This is a genomic window from Streptomyces sp. YPW6 (assembly GCF_018866325.1).
In the GTDB taxonomy this organism is placed as follows: Bacteria; Actinomycetota; Actinomycetes; order Streptomycetales; family Streptomycetaceae; genus Streptomyces.
Genome location: NZ_CP076457.1, coordinates 2,199,316 through 2,225,346, shown reverse-complemented (window position 1 = coordinate 2,225,346; position 26,031 = coordinate 2,199,316). Strand labels below are relative to the sequence as shown.

Annotated in this window: 21 protein-coding genes, 2 tRNA genes and 1 pseudogene; 13 read left to right on the top strand and 11 right to left on the bottom strand. The window is 71.7% G+C overall.

Going from position 1 to position 26,031, the window contains the following annotated elements; all coding sequences use genetic code 11:
* Positions 1–15: 15 nt before the first annotated feature.
* Positions 16–1,461 (bottom strand): AarF/ABC1/UbiB kinase family protein, encoded by a 1,446-nt coding sequence (locus tag KME66_RS09630; RefSeq protein WP_216321011.1) that lies wholly within the window; start codon positions 1,459–1,461, stop codon positions 16–18.
* Between the two features lie 64 nt (positions 1,462–1,525).
* On the bottom strand, positions 1,526–2,650 hold the full coding sequence (locus tag KME66_RS09625; RefSeq protein WP_216321008.1) for a ThiF family adenylyltransferase: 1,125 nt from the start codon (positions 2,648–2,650) through the stop codon (positions 1,526–1,528).
* Between the two features lie 272 nt (positions 2,651–2,922).
* Here KME66_RS09625 and KME66_RS09620 point away from each other — a divergent pair, with 272 nt between their 5' ends.
* From KME66_RS09620 to KME66_RS09605, 4 genes are all read left to right on the top strand, one after another.
* A complete protein-coding gene (locus KME66_RS09620) occupies positions 2,923–3,546 on the top strand; it encodes a M48 family metallopeptidase (RefSeq protein ID WP_073214867.1) in 624 nt (207 codons plus the stop codon).
* 121 nt (positions 3,547–3,667) lie between these two features.
* Complete coding sequence (locus KME66_RS09615; protein ID WP_216321007.1) at positions 3,668–5,281, top strand: TerD family protein; 1,614 nt, start codon at positions 3,668–3,670, stop codon at positions 5,279–5,281.
* 11 nt (positions 5,282–5,292) lie between these two features.
* Positions 5,293–5,973 carry an AIM24 family protein gene (locus KME66_RS09610; protein ID WP_216321005.1) on the top strand — a complete coding sequence of 227 codons (681 nt, stop codon included), beginning with the start codon at positions 5,293–5,295 and terminating at the stop codon, positions 5,971–5,973.
* 19 nt (positions 5,974–5,992) lie between these two features.
* Complete coding sequence (locus KME66_RS09605) at positions 5,993–6,748, top strand: AIM24 family protein (protein ID WP_073214858.1); 756 nt, start codon at positions 5,993–5,995, stop codon at positions 6,746–6,748.
* Positions 6,749–6,841: 93 nt separating this feature from the next.
* On the opposite strand, the gene KME66_RS09600 is transcribed toward KME66_RS09605, so the two are convergent.
* Positions 6,842–7,390 (bottom strand): NUDIX hydrolase, encoded by a 549-nt coding sequence (locus tag KME66_RS09600; RefSeq protein ID WP_216321003.1) that lies wholly within the window; start codon positions 7,388–7,390, stop codon positions 6,842–6,844.
* Positions 7,387–8,841: a zinc-dependent metalloprotease gene (locus tag KME66_RS09595; protein WP_073214852.1), complete on the bottom strand. Its 1,455-nt coding sequence runs from the start codon at positions 8,839–8,841 to the stop codon at positions 7,387–7,389. Before KME66_RS09595 ends, KME66_RS09600 begins: the two co-directional genes overlap by 4 nt.
* Before the next feature lie 190 nt (positions 8,842–9,031).
* Here KME66_RS09595 and KME66_RS09590 point away from each other — a divergent pair, with 190 nt between their 5' ends.
* From KME66_RS09590 to KME66_RS09580, 3 genes are all read left to right on the top strand, one after another.
* Positions 9,032–10,183: an SDR family oxidoreductase gene (locus KME66_RS09590; RefSeq protein ID WP_216321001.1), complete on the top strand. Its 1,152-nt coding sequence runs from the start codon at positions 9,032–9,034 to the stop codon at positions 10,181–10,183.
* Between the two features lie 106 nt (positions 10,184–10,289).
* Positions 10,290–10,751 (top strand): molybdenum cofactor biosynthesis protein MoaE, encoded by a 462-nt coding sequence (locus tag KME66_RS09585; RefSeq protein WP_073214847.1) that lies wholly within the window; start codon positions 10,290–10,292, stop codon positions 10,749–10,751.
* A gap of 398 nt (positions 10,752–11,149) precedes the next feature.
* Positions 11,150–12,265, top strand: a complete 1,116-nt coding sequence (locus KME66_RS09580) for a PDZ domain-containing protein (RefSeq protein ID WP_216321000.1) — start codon at positions 11,150–11,152, stop codon at positions 12,263–12,265.
* A gap of 87 nt (positions 12,266–12,352) precedes the next feature.
* On the opposite strand, the gene KME66_RS09575 is transcribed toward KME66_RS09580, so the two are convergent.
* Positions 12,353–12,913, bottom strand: a complete 561-nt coding sequence (locus KME66_RS09575) for a PPA1309 family protein (RefSeq protein ID WP_236726209.1) — start codon at positions 12,911–12,913, stop codon at positions 12,353–12,355.
* A gap of 135 nt (positions 12,914–13,048) precedes the next feature.
* Here KME66_RS09575 and KME66_RS09570 point away from each other — a divergent pair, with 135 nt between their 5' ends.
* From KME66_RS09570 to KME66_RS09555, 4 genes are all read left to right on the top strand, one after another.
* Positions 13,049–16,042, top strand: a complete 2,994-nt coding sequence (locus KME66_RS09570) for a UPF0182 family protein (RefSeq protein ID WP_216329177.1) — start codon at positions 13,049–13,051, stop codon at positions 16,040–16,042.
* A 42-nt stretch (positions 16,043–16,084) separates the two neighbouring features.
* Positions 16,085–16,158 (top strand) — tRNA-Met (locus KME66_RS09565).
* A gap of 226 nt (positions 16,159–16,384) precedes the next feature.
* Entirely contained in the window at positions 16,385–18,472 is a 2,088-nt protein-coding gene (locus KME66_RS09560; protein ID WP_073214837.1) for a tetratricopeptide repeat protein, read from the top strand.
* Positions 18,473–18,568: 96 nt separating this feature from the next.
* Positions 18,569–18,642, top strand: a tRNA-Met gene (locus KME66_RS09555).
* Positions 18,643–18,762: 120 nt separating this feature from the next.
* On the opposite strand, the gene KME66_RS09550 is transcribed toward KME66_RS09555, so the two are convergent.
* The gene (locus KME66_RS09550; RefSeq protein ID WP_216320998.1) at positions 18,763–19,182 is read right to left on the bottom strand and encodes a Fur family transcriptional regulator; all 420 of its coding nucleotides are present in this window, start codon (positions 19,180–19,182) and stop codon (positions 18,763–18,765) included.
* Positions 19,183–19,365: 183 nt separating this feature from the next.
* On the opposite strand from KME66_RS09550, the gene KME66_RS09545 reads away from it, so the two are divergent.
* On the top strand, positions 19,366–20,817 hold the full coding sequence (locus tag KME66_RS09545; RefSeq protein ID WP_073214832.1) for a catalase: 1,452 nt from the start codon (positions 19,366–19,368) through the stop codon (positions 20,815–20,817).
* Between the two features lie 100 nt (positions 20,818–20,917).
* Here KME66_RS09545 and KME66_RS09540 read toward each other — a convergent pair.
* Positions 20,918–21,295: pseudogene (locus KME66_RS09540) on the bottom strand (cyclic nucleotide-binding/CBS domain-containing protein); the annotation flags it as partial.
* 234 nt (positions 21,296–21,529) lie between these two features.
* Positions 21,530–22,330, bottom strand: coding sequence for a histidinol-phosphatase (gene hisN, locus KME66_RS09535; RefSeq protein ID WP_216320996.1), 801 nt, complete (start codon positions 22,328–22,330; stop codon positions 21,530–21,532).
* Between the two features lie 122 nt (positions 22,331–22,452).
* Between hisN and KME66_RS09530 the strand changes: the two genes are divergently transcribed.
* Positions 22,453–23,151: a TetR/AcrR family transcriptional regulator gene (locus tag KME66_RS09530; RefSeq protein WP_216320993.1), complete on the top strand. Its 699-nt coding sequence runs from the start codon at positions 22,453–22,455 to the stop codon at positions 23,149–23,151.
* Here the strand turns inward: KME66_RS09530 and KME66_RS09525 are convergent.
* The 3 genes from KME66_RS09525 to aroA form a co-directional block, all read right to left on the bottom strand.
* Positions 23,108–23,431 (bottom strand): multidrug efflux SMR transporter, encoded by a 324-nt coding sequence (locus tag KME66_RS09525; RefSeq protein ID WP_006127447.1) that lies wholly within the window; start codon positions 23,429–23,431, stop codon positions 23,108–23,110. The genes KME66_RS09530 and KME66_RS09525 overlap by 44 nt on opposite strands.
* A 173-nt stretch (positions 23,432–23,604) precedes the next feature.
* The gene (rsgA, locus tag KME66_RS09520) at positions 23,605–24,621 is read right to left on the bottom strand and encodes a ribosome small subunit-dependent GTPase A (RefSeq protein WP_216320989.1); all 1,017 of its coding nucleotides are present in this window, start codon (positions 24,619–24,621) and stop codon (positions 23,605–23,607) included.
* 3 nt (positions 24,622–24,624) lie between these two features.
* Positions 24,625–25,977 carry a 3-phosphoshikimate 1-carboxyvinyltransferase gene (gene aroA / locus KME66_RS09515; protein ID WP_216320986.1) on the bottom strand — a complete coding sequence of 451 codons (1,353 nt, stop codon included), beginning with the start codon at positions 25,975–25,977 and terminating at the stop codon, positions 24,625–24,627.
* Between the last annotated feature and the right edge of the window lie 54 nt (positions 25,978–26,031).

Here is a 26,031-nt window from a genome sequence, read left to right as displayed (position 1 = left end):
TCCGCCGGGCAGGTCCTATGCCTGAACGGCCTCGCCCTCCGGCTCGCCCGCGTTCTCCGACTTGCCCTCCGGCCCGCCGTCCGCCTCCGGCGCTTCGGCCGCCTCGGCGAGGAATCCCGGCAGCCACTCCTCCAGCTCATCGCGCATCCGCACCGTCGCACCGAGCTGGCACAGAACCCCGATCGTGCTGAGCGTCACGCGGTGGATGAGGACATAGGACGGGGGCAGGTTCAGCTGCCTGCCGAGCTGATGGGCGGGGGAGCGGGGGTCCGCCACCCGGGCCGCCTGGTCGCGGATCCAGCCACGGGTGAAGGCGAACTCCTCCGCCTGCGTGGGCTCGATCAGCGGAAGCAGGTAGTCCAGGACCTCGTCCGAGTCCAGGTCGATGGACTCCTTGACGAAGTTCTCGTCGCACAGCATCTCGTACACACCCGCCGCGTCGCCCGCCAGCGCCATCCTCAGAGAGTCGCCGATGGTGCGCGGCAGCCCACCCGGAAGCCGGTCGACCGTGCCGAAGTCCAGTACGCCCAGCCGCCACGAACCGGCCGGGGCACCCTCTTCCTCCGGATGCCCCGCGTCCTGCGCCGGGGGAAGCAACCGGAAGTTGCCCGGGTGCGGGTCGGCGTGCAGCAGTCCGGTGCGTGCCGGACCGGAGAAGAGGAAGCGGGCCAGCAGCTGACCCGCGCGGTCCCGCTGCTCCGCCGTACCCTCCACGATGACCTCGGACAGCGGGATCCCGTCGATCCACTCCGTCACCAGCACCTGGTCGGCCTGGTGCACCACCTGGGGGATCACCACATCCGGGTCGTCCGCGAACTCCACCGCGTGCTCCCGCTGCGCCTGCGCCTCCAGCTCGTAGTCCAGCTCCTCCGACACCCGGTCGCGCAGCTCCTTGATCAAGGGCTTGACGTCCACCCCCGGGACCAGCGGACCGAGCAGCCGGGCGAAACGACCGAGCTGGGCGAGGTCGGAGAGCAGCGCCTCGCCCGCCCCGGGGTACTGCACCTTCACCGCGACGTCGCGGCCGTCGTGCCACACCGCTCGGTGCACCTGTCCGATCGAGGCGGCGGCCGCGGGAGCGTCCTCGAACTCCAGGAAGCACTCCCGCCAGTCCTCTCCCATCCGCTCGGCGAGCACCCGGTGGACCGTGCGCGCGGGCAGTGGCGGTGCGGCCTCCTGGAGCTTGGTCAGCGCGGCCCGGTAGGGGCCGGCGATCTCCTCGGGGAGCGCCGACTCGAAGACCGAAAGGGCCTGGCCCACCTTCATGGCCCCGCCCTTCAGCTCACCCAGGGTCTTGAACAGCTGGTCCGCCGTCCGCTGCTGCACCTCGCGGGCGACCAGCTCGGCCGACTTGCCGCCGATCCGCTTGCCCAGACCCCAGGTGGCACGGCCGGCGAAGCCGAGCGGAAGCGCGGCCAGCTTGGCCGTACGCGTAACCGCCTTCCGGGGAAGATCAGACATGTGCCCCTCCAGTTCCCAGACTGCCGTGCCGGTCGGGCCTCCGGTGTCACTCCGGCGCCGACGGTCACCCCGCCATTGTGTCCTGCGCCGGAATGCCATTGGAGGGCCGTGTCTCTCCAGCACCCCCGGCCGCTCCGCAGGAGCAGTCCGCATGCGGGCCGATCCGCTCGGAACGCCAGTCCAGCAGCGGCAGAGCGGCCTCCCAGCGGGTGCCGGTACAGGCGGGCAGATCCCCGTCCAGGAACGCCAGAGCATGTGCCGCGGCGAGACCGGCGACCGCCGTCGCGAGCCCCAGATCGCAGGCGGGCACCGTGCCCCGCCGCCCGGAACGCCACTGCGCCAGCATCCGGGGCCACTGCGGATCCCGGTCCGCACGGTTCAGCTCCAGGCACCCCGCGCAGCCCGTGCCGCCGGGCAGGACGAGCGGCCCGACCACCCCGGTGGCCTCGATCACTCCCGCGTAGAGATGAGGAGTGCCCGACGCGATCCAGGGGCCCGCGGTGTCCGTGACGGGTGCGTACACCGCGAGGCCGTCCCGGGGAGCGACGACGATCAGGGACAGGCCGGGCTCTCCGGCGCTCTCCACCGGGCCGGGACCGGGTGCCGAGCGGCGGACGAGCCGACGGGCAGCCACATCGCGCCGCTCTCCCACGGACGCCGGAGACAGGCCACCGGGCGCCACGTCCCAGGGCTCGGTCCGGCCCCCGTCGAGCACCTGCACATGCCCCACTCCCGCACCGGAGAGCACGGAGGCGACGGACGCCCCGACCCGCCCCGCACCCCGCACCTGGACCCGCATCGCCCGACGGGCCTCCATCCGGCGCAGCCCGCCGCCCGGCTCGGGCCGTACGACCGACAGCGAAGCCACGTCGGGACGCCGACGGTCCATCACGTCGGCCCGGCGGCGCAGCACATCGGCTTCCGGACCGGCCGGCCTCGGGTCGTCGAGGAGGCCGGCCTCCGTCAACCGGGCCAGCAGAACGTCCACATGATGCTCCGACAGGTCCAGGGAGCGCGCCTCCTCGTACAGCAGAGGCAGTCCGCGCGTGCCGTCGAGCAGTTCGAGAAAGCTCCCTGTGGCGATGTCCACCGGCCCGAGCGTCACGGCGTGCGCGGGGGTCACACCGAACTGCACGGTGTTCCGCCCGCGCCAGGCGCGACGCAGCGCGGGCTTCAGCATCGGATACATGACTTCTCCCCCCGGGAAACGCCACGGGCACGGGTGCGCCCGTGGGCCTGCTGATCCGCGGAATTCCGTATCGCTGGATCTCCGGATCTCTGGATCTCTGGATCTCCGGAACTTTCCGCTCTTTCCGCAGGACCACCGCCAGCATGCGGGCCCTCCGCGAACCGTGCGCGGAGTTGTCCACAGGTGCGGGCTGTTCATCGGGTAATCCGGTGATGGCGGTCGGCCGTTCCCGGGGCGGGACTTCCCGCCCGGACAGCGGGTAACGTCGTGGCGTGCCCACCGATCCCTCGTACGGCTCCGCCGGGGAGACCCCCGCGCGCAGCGCCGGAAGCCATCAGAGCAGCGCGGCAGCCCATCCGGCCCGCGCCGCGGCGACGAGCGCGGTCGAGGTCCGCCGGAGCACCCGGCGCAGGAAGTCGGTCTCCGCCTACCGTGAGGGCGACCGGACGATCGTGCTCATCCCCGCCCGGATGTCGCAGGCGGAGGAGCGGCGCTGGGTGGGCGTGATGCTGGACAGGCTCGCCGCCCAGGAGAGCAAGCGCCACCTGGGCGATGCGGAGCTCACCGAGCGTGCCGACCGGCTGTCCGCCCAGTATCTCGACGGCCGGGCCAGGCCCGACTCGGTGCGCTGGGTGACCAACCAGAACACCCGCTGGGGCTCGTGCACTCCCGCCGAGGGCAGCATCAGGCTCTCGCACCGGCTGCAGGGCATGCCGGAGTACGTCGTCGACTACGTGCTCCTGCACGAACTGGCGCATCTGCTCGTTCCCGGACACGGCCCGGGGTTCTGGCGGCTGCTGGAGGCGTATCCGCGCACCGAGCGCGCCCGGGGGTTCCTGGAGGGGGTCGTGGCGGCCGATCGGCTGCCGCAGCTGCCCGCCGCCCGCGAGGAGTGAGCCGGGGTCGTCCGCGTTCGCCGATTCTGTACCGGGTGTGTACCGGCTTGGTCCGTTGTCGCCGTTTGCGGTTAGCCTGACGCGACGCATTCACCTTCGGGATGGGGGACGGTCGTTACGCATGGCCAGGGAATTCCAACGCGGCCACAAGGCCAGGATCAGTGATCTCACGGCAGGGACAGACCTGTACGTAGGCGTACAGATCGCCGCACCGGGGCTGACCTTCGACATCAGCTGCTTCGGCCTCGACGCCGACGAGCAGCTCTCCGACGACCGGTACTTCATCTTCTTCAACCAGCCGAAATCGCCCGAGGAGTCCATCCAGCTCCTGGGGGCGCAGTCCGGTGACACCGAGTCCTTCCGCGTCACGCTCGACCGCATCCCGGCAGCCGTCCAGAAGCTCTCCTTCACCGCGACGCTCGACGGCGCGGGGCAGATGTCCCAGATCGGCCCGGGGTACATCCGGATCGTCGCGGGTGGCGAGGAAGTGGTGCGGTACTCCTTCACCGGATCGGAGTTCACCACCGAGCGCGCGGTGATGCTGGGCGACTTCTACCTGAAGGACGTCTGGCGGTTCGCCGCCGTCGGGCAGGGCTTCGACGGTGGTCTGGAAGCGCTCCTGAAGAACTTCGGCGGCGAGGTCGCCGAGGAAGAGGCGCCGCCCGCCCCGCCGGCCGCCGCCCCGGGCTTCGCCCCGCCGGCCCAGGCCGCCGCGCCCCGGCCTTCGGCGTGCCCGCCGCCCCGTCCGCCCCAGGCCCCGCAGCCCGCACCGGCCTTCGGCGCCCCGTCCGCACCCACGCCACCGCCCGCGCCGCAGCAGCCGGTGCACGCGGCACCGACGATCGCCGCCCCGCTGGCGCCTCCCGCCCCGCAGCCCCCCGCACCTCCGCAAGCGCCCCAGGCCCCGTCCCCGTACGGTCAGCCCCAGCCGCAGTTCGGCCAGGTTCCGGGACAGGCCGCCCCGCCGCCCACCGCTCCTTTCGGCCAGTCGGCCCCCGCTCCCTACGGTCAGCCCGCTCCGGCCCCGTACGGCCAGCAGCCCCCCGGCGTCCCGCAGGGCGTCCCCGCCGCGGGCGCGGGTCTCCAGGCGGCCCTGCAGCCGTACAAGGAGGCCGCGACCGGGCAGCGCTGGACCCCGCAGAACCAGCAGCTCATGCGGGTCGACCTGACCATGGGCGGAGCCGGTGTCCTGGCCCGCCAGGGCAGCATGGTGATGTACCAGGGCAAGGTGGACTTCGGCTACAAGGGCGCCGGGTTCGTCGGCCGCGCCGTGGGCAACGCCACCGGCCAGGAGATGCAGCTGATGCGCTGCACCGGCCGCGGCCAGGTCTTCCTCGCCGAGGAAGGCTCCCACCTGCACCCGATCGAGCTCCAGGGCGACGGCATCTGCGTCTCCGCCGAGAACGTCCTCGCCTTCGACGAGTCCCTCCAGTACGAGGTGCGCAGGGTCGAGGGCCACGGCATCCCCGGCGGCGCGCTGTTCACCATGCTGTTCCAGGGCTCCGGCACCGTGGTCGTGAAGACCCACGGCACCCCGGTCGTCCTGCCGGTCACGCCCACCACCTTCGCCGACTGCAACGCGGTGGTCGCCTGGTCGGCCGCCTCCCAGGTGATCGTCTCCAGCCAGGTCCGGCTGCGCCGCAACGCCTACCCGGGACACAGCGGCGAGACCGTGAACCTCCAGTTCCGGGGAGCCCCCGGCAACTTCATCGTCGTCCAGCCCTACGAGGTCTGAGGGAGCCCGTCATGAACCAGCAACTCGCGGGCTTCGCCCCGACCCCCGTCACGGCCCGGATGGAGAACCACGGTTCGGCCATGCTCAAGGTCGCCATGGCTTCCGGGCAGGACCTCTACGCGCGGACCGGCTCGATGGTGGCGTACGAAGGGTTCATCCAGTACGAGCCCAACCCGCCCGCCGCCCGGCAGATCGCCTCCCAGTGGATCACCGGCGAGGGCGCTCCCGTCATGAAGTGCTCCGGCGACGGGCTGCTCTACCTCGCCGACTACGGCGCCGACGTCGTCGTCCTCAACCTGAACAACGAGTCCATCTCGGTCAACGGCACCAACCTCCTCGCCTTCGACGCCCACCTCACCTGGGGCGTCGAGAAGGTCAAGGGGATGGCCAAGTTCGCCGGACAGGGGCTGTGGAACGTCGCCGTCCAGGGCACCGGATGGGTTGCCATCACCTCCCGGGGCACCCCGATCGTCGTCGACTGCGGACGCGGCGAGGACGAGACGTACGTGGACCCGGACGCCCTCGTCGCCTGGTCCACGAACCTCAAGGTCAAGGGGAAGCGCAGCTTCAAGGCCGGGTCACTGATCGGCCGCGGCAGCGGCGAGGCGTACCAGATGGCCTTCTCCGGGGAGGGCATCGTCGTCGTCCAGCCGAGCGAGGACAGCACGGACCGCCTGCGGATCCGGAACTGACGGGGAGGGGGAGCACATCATGCAGAGTCCGCTTTTCAGCCACACCGAGCAGCAGACCCAGGACCGGTACGCGATCCAGAACCCGCAGCTCCTGCGGGTCTCGCTGACCGGCCACGACGACGTCCTCGCCCGCAAGGGCGCGATGGTCGCCTACCAGGGCCTGATGGACTTCGACGGGGAATACCGGTCCAGGAGCCAGCACAGCGCCCGCGTGCGCACCGGCGAGGGCCTGGACCTGATGCGCGTGTCCGGCCAGGGAACCGTCTACCTCGCCAACCTCGCGCAGTACATCCATGTCGTGGACGTCGACCGCGAAGGGCTGACCGTGGACAGCTCGTACGTCCTCGCGCTCGACTCCTCGCTGCACACCGAGGTCATCGCGGTCGACAGCCAGTACGGCATCTCCGGCAGCGGGAAGTACCAGCTCAACATCTCCGGCTCGGGCAAGGTCGCCCTGATGACCTCGGGCCAGCCGCTGATGATGCAGGTCACGCCGGAGAAGTACGTCAACGTCGACGCGGACGCCATCGTCGCCTGGTCCAGCTCCCTGCGCGTGCAGATGCAGGCCCAGACCCACTCCTCCGGCGTCTTCCGGCGTCGTGGCAACACCGGCGAGGGCTGGGAGCTGAGCTTCCTCGGCCAGGGCTTCGCACTGGTCCAGCCGAGCGAGGTCATGCCCCCGCAGAACGCCCAGATCGGCCAGGGCGCCCGCGCCCAGTTCGGCATGGGCCAGCAGGGCTCCCACGGTCAGAACCAGAACAACGCCTGGAACTGACCGGCGCCCGCGGGACACCGCAGCACAGGGCACAGCGGTAAGGGGCGGCCTCCCGAGAGGCCGCCCCTTACCGCTGTCGACCGCGGTCCGCCGCTACAGCCGGGACCGCGTCGCCTCCAGCAACCGGACGACGGAGGTGTCGGCCACGGCGGGCACGTCCTCGTAGCGGAACCAGCGCAGCTCCAGGGACTCCTCGCTGATCCGCTCCGCCGCCCCGGCCGGGGCCAGAGCGGCGTACTGCACATCGAAGTGCCAGTTGCAGGGGGACGGGATCGGGTGCCGGTCCAGCCGGACCGGTCCGCCCGACAGCAGGGTGAGCCCCGTGACGCCGGACTCCTCCGTCGCCTCCCGGAGCGCCGCGGCCTCCAGGGTGGCGTCCTGCGGCTCGCAGTGGCCGCCCATCTGGAGCCACATCCGGAGCTTGCGGTGCAGGGTCAGCAGAACCCTGTCCCGCTGCGGGTCGATCACCAGGGCGCTGGCCGTCAGATGCCCGGCCTCGCACGCCTTCCACATGCTGTCGTCGTGGAGCGCCAAGTGGTCCAGATACGCCTGACGCAGCTGAGCCTGTTCACCGCGCGTGCCGTCGTACTCCTCGGGGGCGTACCCCTTCAGGACGAGGGCGGCGTCGTCGTGCAGGGTCACCGGTCGCGGCCGTCCTTGCCGTCCTCGTCGTCGCCCTTGCTCCCGTCCTGGTCACCGGCGCCCGCCTCGGGCGCCTTCGGCGTGCCGGAGCCCTTCGCCGCCTCCCCGAGCATCTTGTCCAGCTCGGAGAAGTCGGCCTGCTCGTGGTGGACGAAGCCGTCCGGGTCGTCCAGGTCGTGGGCGGTCGGCAGCATGTCCGGGTGCTCCCAGAGAGCGTCCCGCCCCTCCAGACCCCGGGCGTCGGTGAGCGAGGCCCACAGACGCGCGGCGTCCCGCAGCCGGCGGGGGCGCAGCTGGAGACCGATGAGCGTGGCGAATGTCTGCTCGGCCGGCCCACCGGACGCCCGCCGCCTGCGCATCGTCTCGCGCAGCGCGTCGGACGAGGTCAGCCGGGACTTCGCGGCCTCGTGGACCACCGCGTCCACCCAGCCCTCCACCAGGGCCAGAGCCGTCTCCAGCCGGGCCAGGGACGCCTTCTGCTCGGGCGTGTCCTCCGGCTGGAACATGCCCTGCTGCAGGGCGTCCTGCAACTGCTCCGGCTGCGAGGGGTCGAACTGGCCGACGACGTCCTCCAGCTTGCTGGTGTCGACCTTGATGCCGCGCGCATACGCCTCGACGGCACCGAACAGGTGCGAGCGCAGCCACGGCACATGGGCGAAGAGCCGCTGGTGAGCGGCCTCGCGCAGGGCCAGATACAGCCGGACCTCGTCCTGCGGGACGCTGAGGTCCTTGCCGAACCGCTCCACGTTCAGCGGGAGGAGCGCGGCCTTGCCCGCCGGGCCGAGCGGCAGCCCGATGTCGGTGGAACCGACCACCTCACCGGCCAGCGTGCCCACGGCCTGCCCGATCTGCTGGCCGAACATGGCGCCGCCCATCGACCGCATCATGCCGATCAGCGGGCCCGCCATGGCCTGCATCTCCTCGGGCAGCACGTCGCCCATCGCCAGGCCCACGCGCTCGGCCACCGGGTCGACGAGCTGTTGCCAGGCCGGCAGCGACGCCTCGACCCACTCCGCGCGGCTCCACGCCACGGTCGAGACCGAACCGGACGGCATCGACGTCACACCGTCCAGCCAGAGGTCCGCCAGCCGCAGCGCCTCGTCGACCGCCGTGCGCTCCGACGGGCCGACGCTGGCGTCCTTGGAACCGTCCGGGGCGCCCTGCGACACCGTCTGGCGGGCGATCTGCTTGGCCATGTCCCAGTTCACGGGACCGCCCTCGTAGCTCAGCATCTGGCCGAGCTGCTGGAAGGCCGCGCCGAGGTCGTTCGGATTCATCGAGCCGAACATTGCGGCGAACGGGTTGTCCCCGCCCGCGCCCGGCCCGAAGCCGAACGGATTACCCGGCCCGCCCGCGCTCTGCCCACCCTCGGTGGGGTCCTTCTTCTTGCCCTCGTCGCCGTTCTCCGGCTCCTCCGGCGGAAGGCCGAATCCGAATGGGGTGTCACTCACGGGTTTCCTCGGCTCGTAGGGCCGTCGGCTCGAACCGACGGCGACTGCCCGACATCACCATCCAGCGTAGACACCACGCCCGCTTCGGGCCTCAGTGCTCCGCCGACTCCCGGCCTGCGGCAGGATGGACGCCACCTGGTACGTACGCGTCATTCGGGTACGTACTGAAGACAACCGCTGGAGACGCCCGGTGAGTTCCCCAGATCCGCAGGTTCGCGCAGCGCGAAACCCGACCGACCCCGTACCCGAGAGCACATCCGAAGAGAAACGCCCCAGGTCCCCCGGAAACCGGGGCCCCGTCGTCGCGGTCACCGGCGCCGCCACCGGCATCGGCGAGCTGCTGACGGCCCACCTCGCCGCGTCCGACGCGATCAAGCAGGTCATCGCGATCGACGAGCGGCGCGGTGAGGCCTCCGAGGCGACCTGGCACATCCTGGACGTACGGGATCCGGCGATCGCCGAGAAGCTGCGCGGCGCCGACGTCGTCGTGCACCTCGCGCTCGACCTCGACCTGGAGACCGACCCCGCCGCCCGTACCGCCTACAACGTGCGCGGCACGCAGACCGTGCTCACCGCCGCGGCCGCCGTCGGGGTCCACCGGGTCGTGCTGTGCACCTCGGCGATGGTCTACGGGGCCCTCGCCGACAACGACGTGCCGCTCTCCGAGGACGCGGAGCTGCGCGCCACCGCCGAGGCCACCGGTGTCGGCGACCTCCTGGAGATCGAACGGCTCGGCCGCCGGGCCCCGCGCGCCCACCCCGGGCTCAACGTCACCGTCGTGCGGCCCACCGTCCTGGTCGGCGGCACCGACACCGCCCTGACCCGCTACTTCGAGTCCCCGCGCCTCCTGGTCGTCGCCGGATCACGCCCCACCTGGCAGTTCTGCCACGTCGAGGACCTGGTGACGGCGCTGGAGTACGCCGCTCTGGAGAAGATCGACGGCGAGTTCGCCGTCGGCTGCGACGGCTGGCTGGAGCAGGAGGAGGTCGAGGAGCTCAGCGGCGTACGCCGGATGGAGCTGCCCTCCGCCGTCGCGCTGGGCGCCGCCGCCCGGCTGCACCGGATCGGCCTCACCCCGTCCCCGGCGGGCGACCTGGCGTACACGATGCACCCCTGGGTGGTCAGCGTCAGCCGGCTGCACGACGCGGGATGGCGGCCGAAGTGGACCAACGAGGAGGTGCTCGGCGCCCTCCTCGAAGAGGTCGAGGGCCGCCACACGCTCGCCGGGCGCCGTCTCGGCCGCAAGGACGCCACCGCCGCCGGAGCCGCCGGAGCCACGGTCGCCCTGCTCGGCGCCGCCGCCGTGGTCCGCCGCGCCCGCAAGGCCCGCCGCCGGATCTGACCGGCCGCCGCGCCCGCGGGCCCTGTAGGAGGCTCCAAACCGGACGGCCGGCCGCCGGTAGAAGAGGCAATTCCGGGATGTCCGGCCCGTACGGCACGATGGGAGCATGGCACCCACCCACGACCACCCCGGCGAGTACGCGGCGGCCGAGCCCCTCCGACTGCTGGCGATCCGGGACACCCCGCTCTCCGTCGACGAGGTCTTCCGCGCCGTCGGGGACGACGCGGCGGGCGGCATCGCGCTCTTCGTCGGCACCGTGCGCAACCACGACGCGGGACAGGACGTCGGCGCGCTGGGCTATTCCTGCCATCCCTCGGCCGAGGACGAGCTGCGCCGGGTGGCGGAGAAGGTCGTCGCCGACTTCCCCGTCCGTGCCCTGGCGGCGGTCCACCGAGTGGGTGAACTGGAGGTGGGCGATCTGGCCGTGGTCGTCGCGGTCGCCTGTCCGCACCGAGCCGAGGCGTTCGAGGCCTGCCGCAAGCTCATCGACGACCTCAAGCACGAGGTTCCGATCTGGAAGCACCAGCGTTTCTCGGACGGCACGGAGGAGTGGGTCGGAGCCTGCTGAGCGCAAACCGTACCGGGGCGCATCAGCCCCGATTTGCGTAACCGCACCCCCGCCATGAGCGTTGGTCTTCCGGATCGTTAATCTGCTGATCGGGCATCCGGTCGCTCATGGGGTAGGGAGGTCGTGATGGCGGCACTCACGTGGCTGTTGATTCCAGTTATCGCTGCTGTCGGTGGTGCGATATGGGCGAGTTGGGCTGCCCGCAACCGCACGACCGGCGATGTCACCGAACTCGCCGGGTACGCCAGGTTCCGTGACGCGATGGAGAAATCGCACTCCGGTTCCGAGGCTCTCTGAGACCGACGCACGCCGCGTGACCGCCTTCCGCCGCGTTCCGGTCGCCTCGTACGGACCGGCCCCGGCGGTGCACTGACAGGCCCTTCCCGTACTGTCGTTCCATGCCACGCCGCACCGCGACGATGCTCGCCTCCACTCTCGTCCTCATCGCGCTGCTCTGCGCAGGCGTGCTGATCAAAGTGCCGTACTCGGAGATGTCCCCCGGACCGACGGTCAACACGCTGGGCGAGGCGCGTGGCGAACCCGTCCTGCAGATCTCCGGCCGCAAGACGTACCCGGCATCCGGCCATCTCAACATGACCACCGTCCGCGTCACCGGGGCGGACTACCGGATGAACGTCTTCGAGGCCGTCTACGGCTGGCTCGCCCACGACAGCGTCGTGGTGCCGCACGACACGCTCTACCCGGACGGCAAGACCGAGGAGGAGTCCACCCAGGAGAACGCCGAGGAGTTCAGCCAGTCCCAGGAGAGCGCCAAGGTGGCCGCTCTGAAGGAACTGGGCATCCCGGTCTCCACGCAGGTCGTGGTCTCCTCGGTGATCAAGGACAGCCCCTCCGAGGACAAGCTGCACGCGGGCGACGTGATCAAGGCAGTCGACGGCACGGTGGTCAAGGAGCCCGGGGACGTCGCGAAGCTCGTCACCGAACACCGCCCCGGTGAGAACGTCACCCTCACCATCGTCCCGGCCGAGGACGCCGCCGCGGCCGAGAAGGCCGGCCGCGCCCCCGAGGGCGGCGAGGAGGTCACGATCCGGACCGCGAAGGCTCCGTCCGCCGAGGGCGACGGCGAGGGGGACGGGAAGGGCCGGGCGATCATCGGGATCAGGGCCGGGACGGACCACACGTTCCCGTTCGAGATCGACATCAAGCTCGCGGACGTCGGCGGGCCCAGTGCCGGGCTGATGTTCTCCCTCGGCATCATCGACAAGCTCACCCCGGGCGATCTGACCGGCGGCACGTTCGTCGCGGGCACCGGCACCATCGACGACGCGGGAACCGTCGGCCCGATCGGCGGCATCACCATGAAGCTGGTCGGCGCCCGCAACGCCGGCGCCCGCTACTTCCTCACGCCCGACGACAACTGCGCCTCGGCCGCCGCCGACACACCGGACGGGCTCACCCTCGTCCGGGTCAAGACCATCGAGGACGCCACGAAGTCGCTGGAGCAGATCAAGGCGGGGAAGACCGCGGGCCTGCCGAGCTGTTCGACCGGCTGACGACCCCCCGGCCGGTCCGGCGTACGGTTCCGGGCCGGCGGCCGTGCCGCCCGGGGACCCGTACGACGGCCCCGGGCAGCGGCCGGATCAGGACTCGAACGTCGCCGCGAGCGCCTCGGCGAGTCCGGGCACCAGGCCCGCACCGGTCAGCACCTCGGTCGGGGAGTCCTTCTCCCGCAGCCGTACGGCGGACTCGCGCGCCCCGTCCCGCAGGACGGCCACGGTCATCCGCACCTCCTGACGGTCGGGGTGCTTCGCCACCCACGCGGTCAGCTGCTCGTCGCTGAGCTTCTCCGGTACGGAGGCCTCGGCGGACGGCGGCAGCATCAGCCGCTCCACCGTCATGGCGCAGCCGACCACGGCGTCGGGCCAGGCGATCGTGGCGAGGAACTCGTCGAGAGCGGCACCCGGCGGCAGCTCGTCCTGCTCGATCGGGGTGAGTGCGGCGACGGAGGAATTCGGGTCCTCCAGGCCCAGCTGAGCGGCGAGTCCGGGCTCCTGGGTGCGGAGCCGGTCGGTGTCGACCAGGGCGAACAGCCGGGCGGGCTGGTCCCAGCCGAGGTTGGAGGCATAGGCGTCGATTTCGAGGACGGCGACGGTCAGCGGGCTCGCGGCCATCGGGGGTCCTGCGGGGGAAACGTTGGGCATGGGCAATATCCTGCCTCCTTCCGCCCCGGGAACGGGAACTAGGTAAAGCCTCAGTAAGTTGCATAGGTGGGCTCTAGGATCGCTGGGCCTGTTCACACGACCGCGAACTTCGAGGTGCGCACGTTGGCTTTCCAGATGCCGGACCGCGGCGGAGGCCCGACCGGGCCACGGATCAGAGTCGGCCGCCCGTCCCGGCGCGCCCGTACCCTGCTCATGACTTTGGGTGTCCTGGCGGTTCTCGCCATGGCCTTCGTCATGTTCGCGGGGTTCTGGACGGACTGGCTCTGGTACAGGTCGGTCGCGTATTCATCCGTCTTCACCACCACCCTGTGGACCAAGATCGGGCTGTTCCTCGTCTTCGGACTGCTGATGGCACTGGCCATCGGTGTGAACATCTGGCTTGCGCACCGGCTCCGGCCGCCGCTGAGCGCGATGTCGCTGGAGCAGCAGAGCCTGGACCGCTACCGCATGAGCATCGCCCCCTACAAGAAGTGGGTGCTGCTCGCCGTCACGGCGCTCGTCGGACTGATCGCCGGAGCCTCCGCCTCCGGCCAGTGGCGCACGTGGCTGATGTATGTGAACGGCGTGGCGTTCGGGCAGAAGGACCCCCAGTTCCAGCTGGACGTCTCCTTCTACGCCTTCGACCTGCCGTGGTACCGCTTCATGCTGGGCTTCGGCTTCGCGGCGACCGTGCTCTCGCTGATCGCCGCGGCGCTGACCCACTACCTGTACGGCGGGCTGCGCATCACCAGCCCCGGCGCGCGGGCCACCGGGGCGGCCACCGGCCACCTCTCGGTCCTCCTCGGCGTCTTCGTCTCCCTGAAGGCCGTGGCGTACTGGCTCGACCGGTACGGGCTGGCGGTGAAGTCCAGTGACTTCAAGGCCACCGAGAACTGGACCGGTCTGCGATTCGTCGACGCCAACGCCTACCTCCCGGCGAAGACCATCCTGTTCTGCATCGCCGCGATCTGCGCGGTGCTGTTCTTCGCGACGCTGTGGCGCCGCACCTGGCAGCTCCCGGTCATCGGCTTCGGCCTGATGGTGCTCTCGGCGATCCTGATCGGCGGGCTCTACCCGGCGATCGTGCAGAAGTTCCAGGTCCAGCCGAACGAGCAGGCCAAGGAAGCGCCGTTCATCCAGAAGAACATCGACGCCACCCGCGACGCGTACGGCATCGACGACGCCGAGGTGGACGACTACGAGGGCCAGGCGGCCACGGCGGACGACGGCAAGCTGCGGGCCGCGGCCAACACCGCCGCCAGCTACCGCGTGATGGACCCCAACGTCGTCTCCCCGGCCTTCCAGCAGCTCCAGCAGCGCAGGAACTACTACCAGTTCCCGAAGACGCTGGACGTCGACCGCTACAAGGACAAGGACGGCAAGGAGCAGGACACGATCATCGGTCTGCGTGAGCTGAACATCCAGGGCCTGCCCAAGCGGAACTGGATCAACGACCACTTCACGTACACCCACGGCTACGGCGCCATCGCGGCCCGCGGCACGACCACCGGCACCAACCCGACCGGGTCCCCGGACTTCACCGAGTCCGGTCTGCCCTCCACCGGTGAGTTCGGGAAGTACGAGCAGCGCGTCTACTACGGCGAGAAGACCGAGCAGTACTCCATCGTCGGCGGGCCCCAGAAGGAGCTCGACTACGAGGAGGACGGCGAGAAGACCACCAGCTACAAGGGCGACAGCGGGGTCAGTCTCTCCAACTCCTTCAACCGTGCCGCCTACGCGGTCACCTTCAGCGAGCCGCAGATCATGTACTCGGGAGCCATCGGTGAGGGCTCGCGGATCCTGTACAACCGCACGCCGAAGGAGCGCGTCGAGGCCGTCGCCCCGTGGCTGACCATCGACGGTGACGCCTATCCGGCGGTCGTCGACGGCCGGATCAAGTGGATCGTCGACGCGTACACCACGACCAACGGCTACCCCTACGCGTCCCGGACGACGCTCGGCGACACCACGGCCGACTCGCTGACCACCAACCAGCGCGCGGTCGTCGCCCAGCAGAACCAGGTCAACTACATCCGCAACTCGGTGAAGGCCACCGTCGACGCGTACGACGGCAAGGTCAAGCTCTACGAGTGGGACACCAAGGACCCGGTCCTGAAGACCTGGCGCAAGGCGTTCCCGGGGACGGTCGAGCCGCGCGGCGACATCCCGCAGGAGCTGATGGAGCACCTGCGCTATCCGCAGGACCTGTTCAAGGTCCAGCGCGAGCTGCTGACCCGCTACCACGTCGAGGACCCCGCGCAGTTCTACAGCGGCTCCGACGCGTGGCAGGTGCCGGACGACCCGACCAACAAGGAGCCGGGTTCGGTCCCGCCGTACTACCTGAGCATGAAGATGCCGGGTCAGGACGAGCAGGAGTTCTCGCTGACCACCACCTTCACGCCGAGAGGACGCCCCAACCTGGGTGCCTTCATGGCGGTGAACGCGGACGCGGCCAGCAAGGACTACGGCACCATGCGGCTGATGCGGGTCACCTCCACGGTCAAGGGCCCCGGCCAGGTACAGAGTGAGCTCAACGGCAACGACGACGTCGCCGAGTTCGTGAGGAACCTCAAGGGCACCGACTCGGACATCGAGTACGGAAACCTGCTCACGGTTCCGCTGGAGGGCGGCTTCCTCTACATCGAGCCGGTGTACACGCGCGGTGGCAACCAGAACTACCCGCTGCTGCGCAAGGTGGCCGCCTCGTACGGTTCGAAGATCGTCTTCGAGAACAACCTCAAGGACGCGCTCAACGCGGTCTTCGGCGTCGAGGACGACGGATCCACGACACCGCCGGACACCCAGGAACCGCCGGGTGAGACCGACGAGCCCCCGGCCACCGGCAGCGCCGCCCTCAAGAAGGCCATCGCGGACGCCCAGAAGGCGTACTCCGACGGCGAGAAGGCACTGCAGGAGCAGGACTGGCCGGCGTACGGCAAGGCCCAGGAGGCCCTCCAGGACGCCCTGGAGCGAGCCGCCGCCGCGGAGCCCAAGGCGGGCAGCGAGGGCGAGAAGGCCGACGGCGCCGAGAAGCCCGAGGGCGGGGCGAAGCCGGAAGGCGAGGCCGGGCCGGAGGGTGACGCCGAACCGGACAGCTCGGCCGAGCAGGCCTCCGACCAGGGCAGCTGAGTAAGGTCCACCCCGCGTCGTGGTAAGGTTTGAACACAACGACGCGGGGTGGAGCAGCTCGGTAGCTCGCTGGGCTCATAACCCAGAGGTCGCAGGTTCAAATCCTGTCCCCGCTACTGAAAGATGAAGGCCCGGATTCCCTTGGGATCCGGGCCTTCGTCGTGTTCGGTGCGGATGCGGGCCGTGTCGGTCCCCGGCTGGGGGTGTGAAGTGCGGTTCGCTGAGCAGCAGTTGCCTCCAGGCGTGTTTGACTTGTCTCCCTGTGGGCATGTCGACAAAACGCTGTAGTGACCTCACTGGCCGCGATATACCAGGTGTACGCGGGTTACAGGTGGTGCGACGATGGTATTTATGGGGGACAGGGCAACTCTGTTGGAGACAGGGCGGTTTGTGCAGCAGCACGGCCAAGATACGGAAAGCGCGGTAGACGCGGCTTTCGCCGCTGCCATCGCCGGGGCCGGCGCACCGGTCCAGCGCACCGGTGCCATCGACGCGAGCGCTGCCCCCGGGGCGAGCGCCGCCACCCCCGCCCCGCCCGACGAGGACACCACGGACGCGGTCGACGCCGCGGACAGCGCCGAGAGCGAAGCGCGCCACCGCCGTGCCGCCGACGAGGGCGACACCGCGTCCATGAGCGTCCTCGGCGCGCTGCTGCTGCGCCGCGGGGAACTGGACGGCGCCGAGCGGTATCTGCGTGCCGCCACCGCCGACGGGGACCGCGCCGCCGCGAACAACCTGGGCGTCCTGCTGCACCAGCGCGGCTATCCGGACGAGGCCGCCGGCTGGTGGCGCATCGCCGCCGTGGCCGGTTCCGCCGCCGCCGCCCACGCGCTCGGCCGGCACTTCCGCGAGCGCGGCGACGAGCCCGGCGCGGAGTACTGGCTGCGCCAGTCCGCCGAGCAGGGCCACGCGCTGGGCGCGTACGCGCTGGCCGACCTCCTGGAGCACCGCAGCGACGTCGGCGCCGAGCGCTGGCTGCGCGCGGCCGCCGAGCAGGGGCACCGGGAGGCCGCCTACCGGCTCGCCCGCGCCCTGGAGCGGAAGGCCGTCCAGGACCCGCACGAGGCCTTCGGCCTGGGCCGGAGCGCCGCTCGCGGCGGGACCGGAACGAGGCTCGCCGTCCCCGGCTCCCCGCCCGCGCAGGACGTGCGGACGACAAGCCCCGCGGGGGACACGGGCGCGGCCGACGGCGACGGTCCCGTGGCGGGCCCCACCGCCGGCCGGGTCGGCGAGGCCGAGCAGTGGTACCGCCGGGCCGCGGCCCGGGGCCACCGCCGCGCCGCCCTGCACCTGGGCGCGATCCTGGAGCAGCGCGGCGAGCTCAAGGAGGCCGGCCGCTGGTACCTCACCTCCGCCAAGGACGGCGAGCCCCGTGCCGCCTGCGCGCTGGGCTTCCTGCTGCGCGACGCGGGCGACGAGGAGAGCGCCGCCGTGTGGTGGCTGCGCGCCGCCCAGGACGGCGACGGCAACGCCGCCAACGCGCTCGGGGCGCTGCACGCCGCACGTGGTGAGCAGCAGACCGCCGAGCGCTGGTACCGGGCCGCCATGGACGCCGGCGATGTCAACGGGGCGTACAACCTCGGGCTGCTCTGCGCCGCCCAGGACCGCACCCCCCAGGCCGAGCAGTGGTACCGCCGCGCCGCGTACGCCGGACACCGCGAGGCCGCCAACGCGCTCGCCGTGCTCCTCCTCCAGGCGGGCGACCACGCGGGCGCCGAGCCGTGGTTCTCCAAGGCGGCCGAGGCGGGCAGCGTCGACGCCGCCTTCAACCTCGGCATCCTCCACGCCGGCCGCGACGAGGACCGTACGGCGCTGGGCTGGTACGAGCGCGCCGCGGCGGCCGGGCACATCGACGCCGCGCTCCAGGTCGCCATGGCGCTGCTGCGCGACGGCGACGACCAGGAGGCCGAGCGCCACCTGCGCTGCGCCGCGGGCGGCGGCAGTGCCGAGGCCGCGTTCCGGCTGGCCGGGGTGCTGGACGCGCGGCAGCCGCCGCCGGGCCCGCCCGCGCTGGGCGAGCCGATGCCGGAGAAGACCGAGTGCGAGGAGTGGTACGAGCGGGCCGCCCAGCAGGGCCACCGCCGCGCCCAGGTCCGGGTCGGCATGCTCGCCGCCGCCCGCGGGGACGTGGAGAGCGCCGCCCACTGGTACCGGGAGGCCGCCGAGGCGGGCAGCCGCAACGGGGCCTTCAACCTCGGGCTGCTGCTGGCCCGTGAGGGCAGCGAGCGTGAGGCGGCCCTGTGGTGGACCCGTGCGGCCGGCGCCGGACACGGCCGGGCCGCGCTGCGCCTGGCGCTCCTCGCCGCCCGCCGGGGCGAGCTCACCGAGGGGCAGCGCTGGTGCGCGCGAGCCGTGGAGCTGGGTCCGGCCGAGGTGGCCGAGCGCGCCGCACGCCTGCGGGAGGCGCTGCACCAGGAGCTGACCGCCTGACGCCGCGACCTCGCGGCGCCGGGGTTCCGGCTTCCCCGGGGCCGCCTGAAGCAATTTGCGCTGCCCGACCCGCTGACGTAATGTTGCATTCACCGACGCGGGGTGGAGCAGCTCGGTAGCTCGCTGGGCTCATAACCCAGAGGTCGCAGGTTCAAATCCTGTCCCCGCTACTGAAGACGAAGGCCCGGATCTCTTCCGAGAGATCCGGGCCTTCGTCATGTTCGGACACCGGAAACGAGCCGGGCCCGCCTGTCGAACAGGCGGGCCCGTAAGTGTCAGGGGCGTTCGGCTCAGGCGGTGGGGGCGCAGTTCGGGCAGATGCCGCGGTACGTGACCTCGACGTCGGAGACCATGAAGCCGTAGCGCTCGTCCGCGGGCAGGTCCGCCAGCGGGTTGCCCGCCGGGTGCACGTCCCGGATGGCGCCGCACCGCGCGCACACCAGGTGGTGGTGGGGGCGGTGGGCGTTCGGGTCGTAGCGCTTGGCCCGCCGGTCGGTGGAGACCTCCAGCACCTCACCGAGGGACACCATCTCGCCGAGGGTGTTGTAGACGGTGGCGCGCGAGATCTCGGGCAGGCGGGAAACGGCCCTCGCGTGGACCTCGTCCGCCGTCAGGTGCACATGGTCCCCGTCGAGGACCTCGGCCACGACACGCCGCTGCGCCGTCATGCGCCAGCCGCGTCCTCGAAGTCGTTCCAGCAGGTCGCTCATGCAGCCCAGCCTAACAGTGGGGGGACCGAGTCCCGATCGGGTGTGGCTTTGGATGCTCACTTGACTTAGACATTGTCCATTGTAGGATCGGCTACGGCATTAGCCAAGGGACAGGGCTGTACAGGTTTTGACCGCTGCGCAGGGACACCACGGACCGCGCGGGGATACACGCAGGAGGCGCACGTGACGCAGGGACCGCTCACCACGGAGGCCGGCGCGCCGGTCGCCGACAACCAGAACAGTGAGACCGCGGGCCCCGGCGGTCCCGTTCTCGTCCAGGACCAGGCGCTGCTGGAGAAGCTCGCGCACTTCAACCGTGAGCGCGTCCCGGAGCGCGTCGTGCACGCCCGCGGCGCCGGCGCGTACGGCACCTTCACGCTGACCCGCGACGTCTCGCAGTGGACCCGGGCGGCCTTCCTCTCCGAGGTCGGCAAGCAGACCGAGACCTTCCTGCGCTTCTCGACCGTCGCGGGCAACCTCGGTTCCGCCGACGCCGTGCGCGACCCCCGCGGTTTCGCGCTGAAGTTCTACACCGAGGAGGGCAACTACGACCTCGTCGGCAACAACACCCCGGTGTTCTTCATCAAGGACGCCATCAAGTTCCCCGACTTCATCCACACCCAGAAGCGCGACCCGTACACCGGCTCGCAGGAGGCGGACAACGTCTGGGACTTCTGGGGTCTGTCGCCCGAGTCGACGCACCAGGTGACGTGGCTCTTCGGCGACCGCGGCATCCCGGCCACGCTGCGCCACATGAACGGGTACGGCTCGCACACCTACCAGTGGAACAACGAGGCCGGCGAGGTCTTCTGGGTCAAGTACCACTTCAAGACGGACCAGGGCATCAAGAACCTCACCCAGGACGAGGCCGACGAGCTCGCCGGCAAGGACCCCGACAGCCACCAGCGCGACCTGCGCGAGGCGATCGAGCGCGGCGACTTCCCGTCCTGGACCGTGCAGGTCCAGATCATGCCGGCGGCCGACGCGGCGACGTACCGCTTCAACCCGTTCGACCTCACCAAGGTGTGGCCGCACGCGGACTACCCGCCGGTCGAGATCGGCACGCTGGAGCTCAACCGCAACCCGGAGAACATCTTCGCCGAGGTCGAGCAGTCGATCTTCAGCCCCGCCCACTTCGTGCCGGGCATCGGCCCGTCCCCGGACAAGATGCTGCAGGGCCGCCTCTTCGCGTACGGCGACGCCCACCGCTACCGCGTCGGCATCAACGCCGACCACCTGCCGGTGAACCGCCCGCACGCCACCGAGGCGCGGACCAACAGCCGCGACGGCTTCCTCTACGACGGCCGTCACAAGGGCGCCAAGAACTACGAGCCCAACAGCTTCGGCGGGCCCTCCCAGACCGGCCGGCCGCTGTGGCAGCCGCTCCCGGTCACCGGTGCCACCGGCAGCACCGAGGCCCCCGGCCACGCCGAGGACGACGACTTCGTCCAGGCGGGCGACCTCTACCGGCTGATGTCTCAGGAGGAGAGGAGCCGGCTGGTGGAGAACCTCGCCGGGTTCATCGCCAAGGTCTCGCGCGACGACATCGCCGAGCGCGCGATCAGCAACTTCCGCCAGGCGGACGGCGACTTCGGCAAGCGGCTGGAAACCGCGGTCCAGGCCCTCCGCGGCTGACCGGACGCTTGGCGTCGACGGTGGGCCGGATCTCCTTCAGGGGGTCCGGCCCACCGGCCGTTCCGGACCCGGCGGGGGTCAGCGCCGCGGCGGGGGTGCCACGGCGGGCGGGCGCCCAGCAGCGGATGATGTCGCGCACCGACACGATGCCCACGGGGCCGTCGCCGTCCAGCACGATCAGATGCCGGAACCCTCCGTGCGTCATGGCTTCCGCGGCCTCCTCCAGGGTCCAGGCCGGGGCGGCGAACACCACGTCGGTGGTGGTGTGGGCGGATGCGGTCTCCCGGTCGGGGTCCATCCCCGAGCCGACCGCGTCGAGGATGTCGCGCTCGGTGATGATGCCGAGCCCGCAGGTGTCCGGGTCGTGGACGACAGCGGCCCCGATGCGGCGGGCCGACATCAGCCGGGCCGCCTGGCGGAGCGTGTGGGTGGGGCCGATGGTCAGAACCACCGTGCTCATGGCGTCACGGACGAGCATGAATCGAGCCACCTCCTCGGCGAGTCGACTCTGTGAGCCGATTCACAAGTTCACAAGTGGGGGGACTTTCAGAGTTGCACCCTTGGGGCGGGTCGACAAGGGGTGGGCAGGCGCGCGCCGGGGGAGTGCGCGAGCGCGCGCATACAGGGCCCCGCCGGGCGACGCGGTGCACAGCGCTCGTTCGGCGCACGGGTCCGCCGGCGCTGGTGGACCCGTGCGCCGGCGGAGCGCGGCTCAGCGGCGCTGGTTGAGGTAGCCCAGCAGCTCGTCGTGGAGCAGCCCGTTCGAGGCCGCCGCGTTTCCGCCGTCGGGGCCCTCCACCCCGTCCAGCGAGGTGTACCGGCCCCCCGCCTCCTGGACGACGATCGCGGGCGCCGCCATGTCCCACAGCGACAGCTCCGGCTCCGCGCAGAGGTCCACGGAACCCTCGGCGACCATCATGTACGGCCAGAAATCCCCGTATCCCCGCGTCCGCCAGCAGGCCCGGGTGAGGTCCAGGAGGCCGTCGAGGCGGCCCTGGTCCTCCCAGCCCGACAGGGAGGAGAACGCGAACGAGGCGTCCGCGATCCGCCCCACCCGCGACACCTGCATCCGGGTCGCGGAGGTGAGGCTGCGGCCGGTGAACGCGCCCGCGCCCTTCGCCGCCCACCAGCGCCGGTTCAGCGCGGGCGCGGAGACCACCCCCACCACCGGCCGGAAGCCCTCGTCGCCCGCCTCCATCAGCGCGATCAGCGTCGCCCACACCGGCACACCGCGGACGTAGTTCTTGGTGCCGTCGATCGGGTCGATCACCCAGCGCCGCGGACCGGAGCCCTCGACCCCGTACTCCTCGCCCAGGATCGCGTCCCTCGGGCGGGCCCGATGCAGATGGCCCCGGATCAGCTCCTCGGCGGCCTTGTCGGCCTCGCTCACCGGCGTCATGTCCGGCTTGGTCTCCACCTTCAGGTCGAGAGCCTTGAACCGGTCCATCGTCGCGGCGTCGGCGGCGTCCGCCAGTACGTGGGCGAGGCGCAGATCATCGTCGTAGTCGGGCATGCCGCCACAGTATCCAGCGCCGCCGGACACGGGCCACAGCGCCCCTGCCGCCCGGAACCCTTGACAGTCCCCGGGGGCGCGTCGACGCTGAGCGGCAGGATCCCGGGGCGGGGGAGGCGACGATGCCGACAGCGCGGCAGGCCCTGCTGGAGGCCGCCCTCCGGGCCCTGTCCGACCGGCCCTGGCGCGCCGTGCGCATGGTCGACGTCGCCGCGCTGGCCGATGTCTCGCGCCAGACCCTCTACAACGAGTTCGGCACCAAGGGCGGACTGGCCGGGGCGCTTCTGCGCGGGGCCGCCGACGGCTATCTCGCCGGGGTCGACCGCGCCCTGACGGCCCCCGCCCCCGACCGCCCGGCCGCGGTCGCGCTCTGGACCCTGCGGGCCGCCCGCCAGGACGTGCTGGTCAGGGCCCTGCTCACGGGGCACTGGACGGAGGGGCTGCCCCGCCCGGACCGGCGGCCGGACTCCTCGGAGCGTTCGGGCTCCGGGCGTCGTCCGGGCGGGACGCCGCCGCCGGGCCCCGGCGAGCTGCTGGCGCTGGTGCGGGACCGGATGGCGGCCGCCTCCCCCGGGCTCACGGCCGGGCACTGCGAGATCGTCCTGCGCCTCGCGTTGTCCTGTGTGACCGTTCCGGTGCCGGGCGACGACGCCACCGACAGCCGCGCCCTCGGACTCGTCCGGGAGGCGGCCGGGCGGGCGGTCCGCGAGAGGACCCGGGGCCCGGAGGACGTCAGGGCCCGCGAGGGCCCCGGGGCGGCCCCCGAGCGGGTGCGGCTCAGTGGGCCGAGCCGGACAGCTGGAGACCGATCACACCGATGATCACGAGCGAGATGGACACCAGCTTCAGGGTGGAGACCACGTCACCGAGGAAGATCATGCCGTAGATCGCGGTCCCGGCGGCCCCGATCCCGGTCCACACCGCGTACGCGGGGCCGACGTCCAGCTTCTTCAGTGCCAGGGTCAGCAGCCCGAAGCTGCCGAGCGCGAACGCGGCGAACGCGATCGTCGGCCAGAGACGGGTGAATCCGTGGGAGAGCTTCAGACACACGGCGAAGCCGGTCTCCAGCAGTCCTGCGACCACGACCAGCAGCCACGCCATCGTCAGTTGCCTCCCGCACAGGTGACCGGCTTCGGTTCGGGAACGTACCCGGTGGGCGGCGTCACGCGCCGCTCACTCGGTGCGATTATGCCTTTACCGGTCGTTGAAGGTCGCAAACATGCCCGCGCGGCTGTCGGATATTCCCCTCGGGCGGAGTGCGGGCCGTGGCGCCCTCAGTCGCCCTCGCGCCTCTCGCGGGTGGCGAGCAGCCGGCGCAGCGAGTCCAGCCGCGCCGGGTCGGCGTGCCCCTCGGCCACCCAGGCGTCCAGGGCGCACTCGGGCTGGTTCCCGTCATGGGTGCAGCCGCGCGGACAGTCCTCGGTGCCCGGCTCCAGGTCCGGGAAGGCGTGGATGACGCGTGACGGGTCGACGTGGTGCAGCCCGAAGGAGCGCACGCCCGGGGTGTCGACCACCCAGCCCCGGTCGCCGGGCAGCGGCAGCGCGAGGGCCGAGGTGGTGGTGTGCCGGCCCCGGCCGGTGACGGCGTTGACGTTGCCGGTGGTCCGCCGCCGGTCCTCCGGCACCAGGGCGTTGACCAGCGTCGTCTTGCCGACCCCGGAGTGCCCGACGAAGGCGGTGACCCTGCCCTCCAGCAGCTCGCGCACCCGCTCCGCCGCGTCGCCGTTCTCCAGCTCCTCGCGGCTGGTCACGATGTACGGCACGCCGAGCGGGGTGTACGCCTCCAGCAGCTTGTCGGGGGAGGCCAGATCGGACTTGGTCAGGACGAGGAGCGGGGTGAGCCCGCCGTCGTACGCCGCCACCAGACAGCGGTCGATCATGCGCGGGCGGGGCTCCGGGTCGGCCAGGGCGGTGACGATCGCCAGCTGGTCGGCGTTGGCGACGACCACGCGCTCGTACGGATCGTCGTCGTCGGCCGTGCGGCGCAGCACCGTGCGGCGCGGGGCGATCCGCACGATCCGGGCCAGGGTGTCCTTCTCGCCGGAGAGGTCCCCGACGAGGGAGACGGTGTCCCCGACCACGGCGGCCTTCCGCCCCAGCTCGCGGGCCTTCATGGCGACCACGGTCCGGCCGTCGACGAGGCAGGTGAGCCGGCCCCGGTCGACGGTGAGGACCATGCCGTCCTCGGCGTCCTCGTGCTTGGGCCGGATGTGCGTACGCGGCCGGTTGCCCTTGCGGTTGGGGCGGACGCGGATGTCGTCCTCGTCGGGGTTCTTCCCGTAGCGGCGCATGGTCTAGATCCCGAGCATCCCGGTCCACAGGTCCGGGAAGTCCGGCAGGGTCTTGGCGGTCGTGCCCACGTTCTCGATCTCCACGCCCTTCACCGCCAGGCCGATGATTGCCCCGGCGGTGGCCATCCGGTGGTCGTCGTACGTGTGGAAGACGCCGCCGTGCAGCGGGCGCGGGCGGATGTGGAGCCCGTCGGCGGTCTCGGTGACGTCACCGCCCAGCTCGTTGATCTCCTTGGTCAGCGCGGCCAGCCGGTCCGTCTCGTGGAGGCGCAGGTGGGCGACGCCGCTCAGCGTGGAGGGGGAGTCGGCCAGCGCCGCGACGGCCGCGATGCCCGGGGTCAGCTCGCCGACCTCGCCGAGGTCCACGTCGATGCCGTGGATCCGGCCCGTACCGGTGAAGGTGAGGCCGCGCTCGGTCAGCTCGCAGGAGCCGCCCATCGCGGTGAAGATCTCGCGCAGCGCGTCGCCCGGCTGGGTGGTGCGCTCGGGCCAGTCCGGGATCGTGACCCGGCCACCGGTCACCAGGGCCGCCGCCAGGAACGGCTGGGCGTTGGAGAGGTCCGGCTCGATCGTCAGGTCGCGGCCGAGCAGGGCGGAGGGGGAGACCCGCCAGACGTTGGGTTCGCCACCCGTCTCCGGCTCGTCCACCTGGGCCCCGACGGCCCGCAGCATGTCGACGGTCATCCGGATGTGCGGCATCGAGGGGAGCACCGCACCGGTGTGCCGGACCTCCACGCCCTGGTTGAACCGCGGCCCCGACAGCAGCAGCGACGAGACGAACTGCGAGGACGAGGAGGCGTCGATCGAGACCGGGCCGCCCTCCAGCGCCCCGCCGCCGTGCACGGTCAGCGGCAGCGCGCCGCGCCCGTCGTCGTCGATCCGCGCGCCGAGCGCCCGCAGGCCCTCGATCACCCCGGTCAGCGGGCGCTCGTAGGAGCGGGGGTCGCCGTCGAAGCGGATCGGGCCGTCGGCGAGCGTGGCGACGGGCGGCAGGAAGCGCATCACCGTGCCCGCGTTGCCGACGTCGACCGTGGCCGGACCGTGCAGCCCCGCCGGGATGACCCGCCAGGCCTCGCCGGAGCTGTCCGGGGAGGCAGCGGCGGACGGGCTGCTCGCGGACGAGGAGGAGACGGTCTCCTCGATGCCGACGCCCATGGCGCGCAGCGCCTCCGCCATCAGCAGGGTGTCCCGGGAGCGCAGCGGGCGGCGCAGCCAGCCCGGCTCGGCGGCCAGCGAGGCCAGCACGAGGGCGCGGTTGGTGACCGATTTCGATCCGGGCACGGTGACGGTCGCGTCGACGGCCCCGCTCGCATGGGGGGCGGGCCAGAGGGCGGGCTGCACGGAACTCTCGGTCATGGCCCTTACTTTAGTGGCTCCTCGCCGACCCGGATCCTGGCCAAATGGGCGGAA